The 10,496-nt window shown below is 42.9% G+C and carries 5 protein-coding genes; 2 read left to right on the top strand and 3 right to left on the bottom strand.

The genetic code is table 11. The features are described from left to right. The first annotated feature begins 168 nt into the window (after positions 1-168). Positions 169-1,419 carry an MFS transporter gene (locus tag WAA86_RS09915; protein ID WP_337300840.1) on the top strand — a complete coding sequence of 417 codons (1,251 nt, stop codon included), beginning with the start codon at positions 169-171 and terminating at the stop codon, positions 1,417-1,419. A gap of 71 nt (positions 1,420-1,490) precedes the next feature. Here WAA86_RS09915 and WAA86_RS09910 read toward each other — a convergent pair whose 3' ends face one another. The 3 genes from WAA86_RS09910 to WAA86_RS09900 form a co-directional block, all read right to left on the bottom strand. Beyond that, the gene (locus tag WAA86_RS09910; RefSeq protein WP_337300839.1) at positions 1,491-2,957 is read right to left on the bottom strand and encodes a glutamate synthase subunit beta; all 1,467 of its coding nucleotides are present in this window, start codon (positions 2,955-2,957) and stop codon (positions 1,491-1,493) included. An 8-nt stretch (positions 2,958-2,965) separates the two neighbouring features. Continuing rightward, entirely contained in the window at positions 2,966-7,474 is a 4,509-nt protein-coding gene (gltB, locus tag WAA86_RS09905) for a glutamate synthase large subunit (protein WP_337300838.1), read from the bottom strand. A 327-nt stretch (positions 7,475-7,801) separates the two neighbouring features. After that, positions 7,802-8,944 (bottom strand): acyl-CoA dehydrogenase, encoded by a 1,143-nt coding sequence (locus tag WAA86_RS09900; RefSeq protein ID WP_337300837.1) that lies wholly within the window; start codon positions 8,942-8,944, stop codon positions 7,802-7,804. A 319-nt stretch (positions 8,945-9,263) separates the two neighbouring features. Here WAA86_RS09900 and WAA86_RS09895 point away from each other — a divergent pair, with 319 nt between their 5' ends. Continuing rightward, positions 9,264-10,490 carry a Glu/Leu/Phe/Val dehydrogenase dimerization domain-containing protein gene (locus tag WAA86_RS09895; RefSeq protein ID WP_337300836.1) on the top strand — a complete coding sequence of 409 codons (1,227 nt, stop codon included), beginning with the start codon at positions 9,264-9,266 and terminating at the stop codon, positions 10,488-10,490. The last annotated feature ends 6 nt before the right edge of the window (positions 10,491-10,496 follow it).

Raw genomic sequence — 10,496 nt, 5'->3', positions numbered from 1 at the left:
AAGCCCATCAGCGCCGATGGTACTGCTATACCAAGTGGGAGAGTAGGTCGCCGCCTTTTTTCGAAGAACCCTTCATCCAACGATGAGGGGTTTTTTTATGCGCTATGGTGAAATGTTGAAAGAGTACTATTCCTTTTAGGTATCTTGTAGGATATTTTATCCTGTACTATGAGAAAGCAGTATGGCGTTGTAGCCCTGATCCTTTTTACATTCTTTGTAATTTCTTTTCTGACCAATATTTTAGGAGCCCTCAATCCAAGTGTGTCCATAAGTTATGGCCTCACAGAAACCATGGCCGGCTTCTTGCCCTTTTCTTTTTTTATTGCCTATGGTATTATGTCTATCCCCGCCGGATTTCTATTGGAAAAGTATGGGGAAAAAAGCCTATTGTTGGGTGGATTCCTTTTGGCATTCCTGGGTTCCCTAGTATTTACGCTTTTCCCAACGTTTCTTATATTCTTGGTCAGCCTATTTGTAATTGGTACCGGTATGGCGGTATTGCAGGTGGTAATCAATCCCTTGCTCAGGGTTGCCGGGGGTGAGGAAAACTTTGCGTTTACCTCGGTGTTGGGTCAGTTGATATTTGGAATGGCCTCCTTTATTAGTCCCTTGGTGTATACTTATCTAGTGCTTCATGTAGGCCAAAAGGAAAAATCATCCTGGTTTTTAGAGGTGCTGACCACATTGGTGCCCCAAGATATGTCATGGGTGTCCATGTATGTCATCTTCGCCCTATTGAGCTTGTGCTTAATAATTCTTGTGGGTGCAATGGCCCTACCTCCTATTACACTGTCAAAGGAGGAACAGGCGGGTACCAAGAATAGTTATAGGCTACTTTTCAGAAGAAAGACCGTCATTCTATATTTCCTCGGCATATTTGCCTATGTAGGGGCGGAACAGGGTATATCCTATTGGATGTCCAAGTTTCTTTTGGTCTACCATGGACTTAATTTTGAGACTGTAGGTGCTGGCGCAGTAGCAAATTTCTGGGGTTTAATGACCGTTGGTGGGATCTTGGGTCTTGTATTGCTAAGGATTTTAGACAGTAGATTGGTGTTGCGCATCTTTTCCGGCCTGGCCATGATCTGTTTGTCTGCCGGACTGTTCGGCGATTCTGCCCTTTCACTTTACGGATTTCAATCTAGTGGTTTTTTTCTTTCTGTGATGTTTCCCATCATAGTTTCCCTGGCTTTGAATTCAGTTAGTGAATACCATGGCTCCATGGCAGGTATTTTGATGACGGGAATAATGGGGGGTGCCGTGGTGCAGTTATTGATCGGATTTATCAGTGATTTGGTTTCCTTGAAATTTGGTATGCTCCTCGTGTTTATGGCTCTAGGCTATATTTTTAGCATAGGCTTTTGGGCAAAACCACTGATCAGCAATAAAACGATACGATTCAAGAAGAATTCAGCATAAGAAACTACTTCCCTGATCATAAAAAAAAAGCCGCAACTCTTCAGTTACGGCTTTTGCCTTATTTTTATTTGTTAAACTCTTGGTAGGTCCCCATCACCTTTTAAAGGTAGGTTTGAGGATCCCATTAAATAAGCATCTACATGGTGTGCGGCCTGTCTGCCTTCAGAAATGGCCCATACGATAAGCGACTGCCCGCGGCGTTGGTCACCAGCGACAAATACTCCCGGGACATTGGTCATATAATTGTTTATGGAGGCCTTTACATTGGTCCTGGAGTCCATTTCAAGACCTAGTTGGTCAGCTATCGTTGTTTCCGAACCGGTAAAGCCCATGGCCAAAAGTGCCAATTCACATTTCCATTCTTTTTCTGTCCCGGGGACCTCCTTCAGGTTAGGTCGCTCCCCAGGTTTATGGGTCCATTCTACCTCTGCCGTAATCAGCCCTGTTAAATTCCCATCTTTGTCACCAATAAATTCCTTGGTGGAAATACTGAAAAAACGTTCTGCCCCTTCTTTGTGGGAAGAGCTTGTCCTAAGCCTCATGGGCCAAAACGGCCATGGCTGGTCTATGGGGCGTTCCAGTGTAGCTTTTTCCATGATCTCAAAATTGGTGACGGATAACGCACCATGTCTAATGGAGGTCCCTATACAGTCAGATCCCGTATCTCCACCACCAATAACAATGACATCCTTGCCTGTAGCTTTTATTTCTTCTCCAAGATCCTCAATACCATCCACACGTTTATTGTTCTGTTTGAGGAAATCCATGGCTTGAACCACTCCTTTTAGGTCCGATCCCTTGGTGGGCAGGCCTCTTCTTATAGTTGCCCCACCAGAAAGCACCAAGGCGTCAAAGGACGATTGAAGCTCTTCCGCAGAAACGTCCACCCCTACATGGACTCCAGTTTTAAATACAATACCTTCCGCCTTCAATACTTCCAACCGTCTATCGATGACATGTTTTTCCATCTTAAAATCCGGAATCCCATAACGTAGCAAACCTCCTATTTTTTCGTCCCTTTCAAATACAGTTACCGAATGGCCGGCCCTGTTCAATTGTTGTGCCGTGGCAAGGCCTGCAGGTCCTGAGCCAATGACTGCAATGGATTTGCCCGTTCTATTGGTGGGCGGTTCGGGAGTGATCCAACCTTTTGAGAAGGCTGTTTCTACAATATTTTTTTCAATGTTTTCAATGGAAACCGGGTCCTCATTGATACCCAGTACGCATGCCTCCTCGCAGGGAGCCGGACATAGCCTGCCCGTAAACTCAGGGAAGTTATTGGTTGAGTGTAATATTTTGGCGGCCTTTTCCCATTTGCCCTTGTACACGGCATCATTAAAATCGGGTATCAAATTGCCCAATGGGCAGCCACTATGGCAAAAAGGAATACCGCAATCCATACATCTGGCCCCTTGTTTCTTCAGCTCACTTTCCTTTAATGGTACCGTAAACTCTTTGTAGTTTTTTATGCGCTCCTCAACAGGAGCATATGCTTCTATTTTTCTATCGAATTCCAAAAATCCAGTTATCTTTCCCATATCTCCGATTATATTGTTTTTAATTTTTCCTCTTCTAGGCGAATCAATGCCTGTTTGTATTCTTCCGGGAAGACTTTAATGAATTTTGGTAGAATTTCCTCCCAATTTTCCAAGACACGCTGTGCTATCGGACTAAGCGTGGCATTGTAATGGTTTTCTACCAACGTTTTCAATTGGGCGATATCCTCGCTTTCATTTACCGTTAATAGATTCAAAGCTTCCTTATTGCAATTTTTATCGAATGTTCCTTTTTCATCCAGAACGTAGGCTATCCCGCCGCTCATTCCGGCGCCAAAGTTTCTTCCTACTTGTCCGAGGATAACCGCAACCCCACCTGTCATATATTCACAACCGTGATCTCCAATTCCCTCTACAACAGCATGGGCCCCTGAATTACGTACGCAAAATCGTTCTCCGGCTTTTCCATTGATATAAGCTTCACCCGAAGTGGCACCATATAAGGTTACGTTGCCTGTAATGACGTTTTCTTCAGGTTTAAGAGTGGATTTATAAGGCACCTTGATGACCAATTTAGCTCCAGAAAGACCTTTGCCCAAATAATCATTGGTATTTCCATTCACGATCATGGTAAGGCCCTTGGTGGCAAAAGCCCCAAAACTCTGGCCCGCAGATCCTGTGAAATTCAGTTTCAATGTGTTTTCGGGAAGACCTTCAGCACCATAGATTTTGGATATTTCGTTGCTGATAATGGCACCTACTGCTCTATCTGTGTTTCTTATTGGGAAATCTAAGGTGATTTTTTCTTTTCTGAAGAGTGCAGGATGCGCTTTGCCAATGATTTCAAACTCAATGGATTTGTCAACTAGGTGTTCCTGTTTTTGTGTGTTATGGAATTTTGTGCCTTTAGGAACATTGACCTGGTGCAGGATTGGGGTAAGATCTATCCCTTCTGCCTTGTAATGCTCTATAGCTTTGTTGCGATCCAATTTTTGAACTTGACCGACCATTTCATTTACGGTCCTAAAGCCCAATTTCGCCATTATTTCCCTTAATTCCTGAGCAACAAAATACATATAGTTTACCACGTGTTCTGGTTTGCCTTCAAACTTCTTGCGCAATTCCGGATTCTGTGTGGCTATCCCAACAGGACAGGTATTCAAATGACATACCCGCATCATGATGCATCCCGATGCAACCAATGGTGCAGTTGCAAATCCAAATTCTTCTGCTCCAAGCAAGCAGGCGATGGCAACATCCCTTCCTGTCTTCAATTGCCCGTCACATTCCAAGATCACCCTGTTCCTAAGGTCGTTCATAACCAAGGTCTGTTGCGCTTCCGCAATTCCAAGTTCCCAGGGTAGTCCGGCGTGTTTTAGGGAGGTTAGGGGAGATGCCCCAGTACCACCGTCATGCCCAGAAATCAGGATAACATCTGCTTTCGCTTTGGAAACACCCGCTGCAACCGTACCAACACCGATCTCAGAAACCAATTTAACGTTGATCCGAGCTTCTCGGTTGGCCGATTTTAAATCGTATATCAATTGGGATAGATCCTCAATGGAATAAATATCGTGGTGTGGAGGAGGCGAAATTAGTCCTACATAAGGAGTGGAGTTCCTGGTTTTGGCAATGGAAGGGTTCACCTTCGGACCGGGCAATTGCCCGCCTTCCCCTGGTTTGGCCCCTTGGGCCATTTTAATCTGTATCTCCTGTGCACTGGATAGGTAGTTGGAGGTAACCCCAAACCTTCCAGAAGCTACTTGTTTGATGGCACTGTTTTTCCAATCTCCAGTTTGGTTTTTGTAAAAACGTTCGGCATCCTCACCACCTTCACCGGAATTGCTTTTTCCACCAATCCTGTTCATGGCCACAGCCAAGTTTTCATGGGCCTCCTTACTAATGGAGCCATAGGACATGGCACCGGTCTTAAATCTTTTTACAATCTCTGTCCAAGGTTCTACCTCCTCCAAAGGAACAGGATCAAAGTTCGAAAACTCAAAAAGTCCCCGGATGGTCATGAGTCCCTTGGACTGTTCGTTGACCAATTCAGAAAACTCCTTAAAGGATTCTGGTTCATTGTTGCGGACAGATTTTTGTAATTTGGCAATGGTCAGTGGATTGAAGGCATGCTTTTCACCATCCCTTCTCCATCTGTAGGCACCACCGATTTCCAAATCGAGGTCAGCCGCAACCTCCTGTACCTTATATGCCCTTTGGTGACGCTTTGCAATCTCCTTTTCAATTTCATAGAGTCCAATTCCCTGTATCCTTGTGGGTGTATTGGGAAAGTATTTGTCCACGACCTTGGTATTCAGGCCGATGCATTCAAATAATTGGGAGCCCCTGTATGAGTTTAAGGTAGATATTCCTATTTTGTTCATGACCTTTAGAATTCCTTTTCCAATGGCCTTGTTGTAATTTTTAATGGCCTCTTCAAAGGAATACTCCGTAATATCGTGCTCTTCAATTTGTTCTGCAATAATTTCGTTGACCAGATAAGGGTTGATGGCACTGGCACCAAAGCCGAACAACAATGCAAAATGATGTACTTCCCTTGGTTCTGCAGATTCTATGATCACGCTCAACTGAGAGCGTTTTCTAATTTTCTGTAGGCCGCTATTTACAGAGGAACACGCCAATAGTGCAGGAATGGGAGCAAGATTCTTACTGACGTTCCTGTCCGATAGTATAATGATATTGGCACCTTCGTCAATGGCTGCTTCCGCTTGTTTTAATATGGATGTCAATGCATCCTCCAGGCCATTGAGTCCTTTTGCGATTTCGTATAAAATAGGTATGGAAACAACTTTGTAATCTGGACTGGCATCGTAATTCTTGATCTTGTCCAGATCTTCCTTGGAAATAACCGGATTCTGGATCTTTAATTTCCTACAATGTTCTTCAGTATATTCAAAAATATTGCGGTCACTGCCCAAAGTCAGACTGATATCGGTGATCAGTTCCTCACGAATCCCATCCAGCGGAGGGTTGGTGACCTGGGCAAATAATTGCTTGAAATAATTATAGATCAATTGGGGCTGTTCTGATAGAACGGCAATAGGGGTGTCAGAACCCATAGAACCCAAAGGCTCTTTCGAAGTCTTCCCCATGGGAAGTATGATGGTATTGATGTCTTCTTGGGTATAACCAAAAACCGATTTTCTTTTCGCTACCGAAGCTTCGTTCAAGAATAAAGGACAATCGTTGTACGGGATATCCCTTAGGTGGACCAAATTGTTGTTGAGCCATTTTTTATACGGATGCCTTTGTGCTATATCTTCCTTGATTTCTTCGTCATTGATGATCCTGCCTTCTTCCATATTCACCAAGAACATTTTTCCGGGTTCCAATCTACCGTGCATCTCAATATTCTCAGGGGCTATATCCAAAACTCCTACTTCTGAGGACATGATCACATAGCCGTCTTTGGTTACGGAATATCTGGAAGGACGCAAGCCATTCCTATCCAATACGGCCCCTATATAGTTCCCATCCGTAAAAGGTATGGAAGCAGGGCCGTCCCATGGTTCCATCAAACAGGAATGGTATTCGTAAAATGCCCTTTTGGCCTCTGACATTTCCGGATTCTTTTCCCAAGCTTCAGGGACCAATATCATCATGACCTCAGGTAGTGATCTGCCGGTCATCAACAATAGTTCCACGACCATATCCATCGTGGCCGAATCCGACTTTCCGGGAAGGATTACGGGAAGTACGTTTTTTATTTCCTCACCAAACCAGTCGCTTTTCATCAGTTCCTCTCTAGAACGCATTCTGGTAACATTCCCCCTGAGCGTGTTTATTTCACCATTGTGGCACATGTACCTAAAAGGTTGGGCCAAATCCCAGGTAGGGAAGGTGTTCGTGGAGAATCTCTGGTGGACCAAGGCCAATCGTGTAACCACACGTGGGTCCATAAGGTCTTTGTAGTAAAGACTGATATCTTCAGGCATCAATAGCCCTTTGAAAATGATTATTTTGGTTGATAAACTGGGAACATAAAAGAAATTGCTTTCCGAAAGTTTTGATGCTATGATGGTATGTTCCGTAGTCTTACGGGCAATGAACAGTTTTAAATTGAAATCGAAATAGGATTGCTCTTCGTTTTGCTTGGCAATAAATACCTGTTTGACAAAAGGTTCCGTTTCGGCAGCTATTCTACCGGGAACACCCTTATTTACAGGTACATCCCGCCAACCCAATAGTTTTAAGCCCTGTTTGGCAATGTTTTTCTCAAAAATGGAAATGCAATATTCCCTTTGATTCTGTTTTTGGGGCAAAAAGATATTGCCCACAGCATAATTTCCTGGGCTTGTAAGTTCAAAATCACATACTTCGGTAAAGAAATCATGTGGTATATCTATCAGAATACCAGCTCCGTCACCTGTTTTTCCGTCTGAACTTACGGCTCCCCTATGCTCCAATTTTTCCAATATCTCCAAGGCCTTGTGGATGATGTCGTTGGACTTATTGCCCTTTAGGCTACAAATAAATCCTGCTCCACAGTTATCATGCTCAAATTCCGGTAGGTACAACCCTTGCTTAATCAACTTCATAAATTATGGTATTTCTTCAAAAATATCATATTCGATGCATAAAATGCATCTATTTCATTATAATGTAATAAAAAAAGCAGGGTTTTGAATATAACATTGAAAAATATTCAGATTTAATTTTATGAGATGGATTATTTGTGAAATTGATAAATTGGAACGTGAAATAGTGCCAAATCTGACAAAAAAGGGGTGTGATTAAGTTTAATCCTATTTATCAGAATCAAATAATCAATTAATTGGGGGCTGTTTGATGAAAATTAGTCATTAAATGCAAAAGACCCCCTAAATAGAAGGGGGTCTTTTGTGAATGTGTGATGTTAATGATGCCTAATCCCGTAAAATACTTCTTGAGATAACAATCTTTTGGATCTCTGAAGTACCCTCATAAATCTGGGTTATTTTAGCATCGCGCATTAGTCTTTCTACATGGTAATCTTTTACGAAACCATTTCCGCCATGGACCTGAACGGCCTCTACGGTTGTTTCCATCGCTACTTGGGATGCGTAAAGTTTGGCCATGGCCCCAGAAAGGTCATAATCATTGCCATTGTCCTTGTCCCAAGCGGCCTTGTAGACCAAATGGCGTGCGGCTTCAATTTGTGTATGCATATCGGCCAATTTAAATGCAATGGCCTGGTGGTTCATGATCTCTGTTCCAAATGCCTTTCTTTCCTTAGAATATTTCTTGGCCAATTCGTAGGCTCCGGCAGCAATACCCAATGCTTGGGCGGCTATGCCTATACGGCCTCCGGCTAAAGTCTTCATGGCGAATTTAAAGCCAAAACCGTCTGCTCCAATCCTATTCTCCTTAGGTACTTTGACGTCATTGAACATAATGGAATGCGTATCACTGCCTCTAATTCCAAGTTTGTTTTCCTTGGGGCCGATTTCAAATCCCGGGGTGCCCTTCTCCACTATTAGGGCATTGATTCCCTTGTGGCCTTTCTCCACATTGGTTTGGGCAATGACCAAATAAACTTCTGCAGAATTTCCATTGGTGATCCAGTTTTTGGTCCCGTTCAACACGTAGTGGTCCCCATGGTCTATGGCTGTGGTTTTTTGGGAAGTAGCGTCACTTCCGGCCTCCGGTTCTGATAAGCAAAAAGCGCCAATGATTTCTCCTGATGCCAATCTAGGCAGATATTTTTCTTTTTGAGCTTCGCTACCGAAGGTTTCCAGTCCCCAACATACTAAGGAATTGTTGACCGAAACTATAACGGAAGCAGAGGCGTCTATCTTGGATAATTCTTCTACGGCTATGGCATATGACAAGGTGTCAAGACCGCTACCGCCATATTTTGGGTCCACCATCATTCCCAAAAATCCCAATTCCCCCATTTTTTTTACCTCTTCCGTGGGAAATCTTTGAGCTTCATCCCTCTCTATTACACCGGGAAGTAGTTCGTTTTGAGCAAAATCCCTAGCTGCTTGTTGGATCATTTGTTGCTCTTCTGATAATGTAAAGTCCATAAATATGCGATATGATTAAAAATGTGGCTCAAATATACGTCTATGTTGACAAATATTCAATTATGTTTTGTGCATTATAACGTATTTTTAGGATCTAAATATAATTTAACAGAGATGAAATTATTTTTCATTAGCAAAGGTTAAAAAACGTAAAACCAACTCAATATTTTTATATTTGTTGCAGTGTGACAAGATCGATTGATTTAAACATAAAATTTATGAGACAGCATTAGCTCCCTTGAGGGCGGATAACTAAATGATTTTGAAGGAAGTATGATAGAACTGTTAGTGTATAAAAGAAAATAATTGATCGATTTTAATGAAAGAACTACTTAGTATTTACGAAAATAAGGCCCCTGAAATTGTATTTAATTGGAAGGATCCAGAAACCGAAGCTGAAGGCTGGACCGTAATAAACTCCCTTAGGGGAGGGGCTGCTGGAGGTGGTACCAGGATGCGGGAAGGATTGGATATGAACGAGGTATTGTCATTGGCAAAGACCATGGAGGTGAAGTTCACTGTTTCAGGTCCGTCCATAGGTGGTGCAAAATCGGGTATTAATTTCAATCCGAACGACCCTAGGAAGAAAGGTGTCCTGGAAAGATGGTACCGTGCCGTATCCCCTTTGTTAAAGAGTTATTACGGAACCGGAGGGGATCTAAACGTTGACGAAATTCACGAGGTTATCCCCATTACGGAGGATTCAGGGGTGTGGCACCCTCAAGAAGGTGTTTTTAACGGTCACTTTAAACCAACGGAAGCGGATAAGATCAATAGGATCGGCCAATTGAGACTGGGAGTGATCAAGGTTTTGGAGAGCAGTAAATATTCGCCGTCAACGGCAAGGAAATATACGGTAGCCGATATGATAACCGGTTATGGTGTGGCAGAGGCAGTAAGGCATTATTACGATATTTTTGGCGGTACGGTAAAAGGAAAAAGAGCTGTAGTCCAAGGTTTTGGAAATGTAGGGGCCGCTGCCGCATTCTATTTTGCACAGATGGGTGCAAAAGTCGTGGGTATCATAGACCGTGATGGTGGAGTAATAAAAGAGGAGGGATTCACTTTTGAGGAAATAAAAGAATTTTATCTGCATAAAAAGGGGAATACCCTGGTTGCCGATGGGATGATGTCCTTTGAGGAAATCAACAGTAAAATTTGGAATATTCAAACAGAGATATTTGCACCTTGCGCGGCATCACGTCTGATTACCAAGGAACAGATCGGTAAAATGATCGATTCGGGTCTTGAGGTTATCAGCTGTGGGGCCAACGTTCCCTTTGCGGATAAGGAGATATTTTTTGGGCCTATCATGGAGTATACAGACGAAAAGGTGAGTCTGATACCAGATTTCATATCCAATTGTGGTATGGCCAGGGTATTTGCTTATTTTATGGAGCGCAGGGTTCCCATGGATGATGAATTGATTTTTCAGGACACTTCCGAAACGATCCGTAAAGCAATTTTGAATATTTTTAAACAAAATGCATCCAAAGTGAATTTGAGCAAAACCGCCTTTGAGATTGCATTGAAACAATTAGTATAAATTAAA

Source organism: Sediminicola sp. 1XM1-17 (assembly GCF_037203765.1).
Taxonomy (GTDB): Bacteria; Bacteroidota; Bacteroidia; order Flavobacteriales; family Flavobacteriaceae; genus Sediminicola.
Note: the sequence above shows the minus strand (reverse complement) of the source record. Positions and strands in the feature narration are given on the sequence as shown.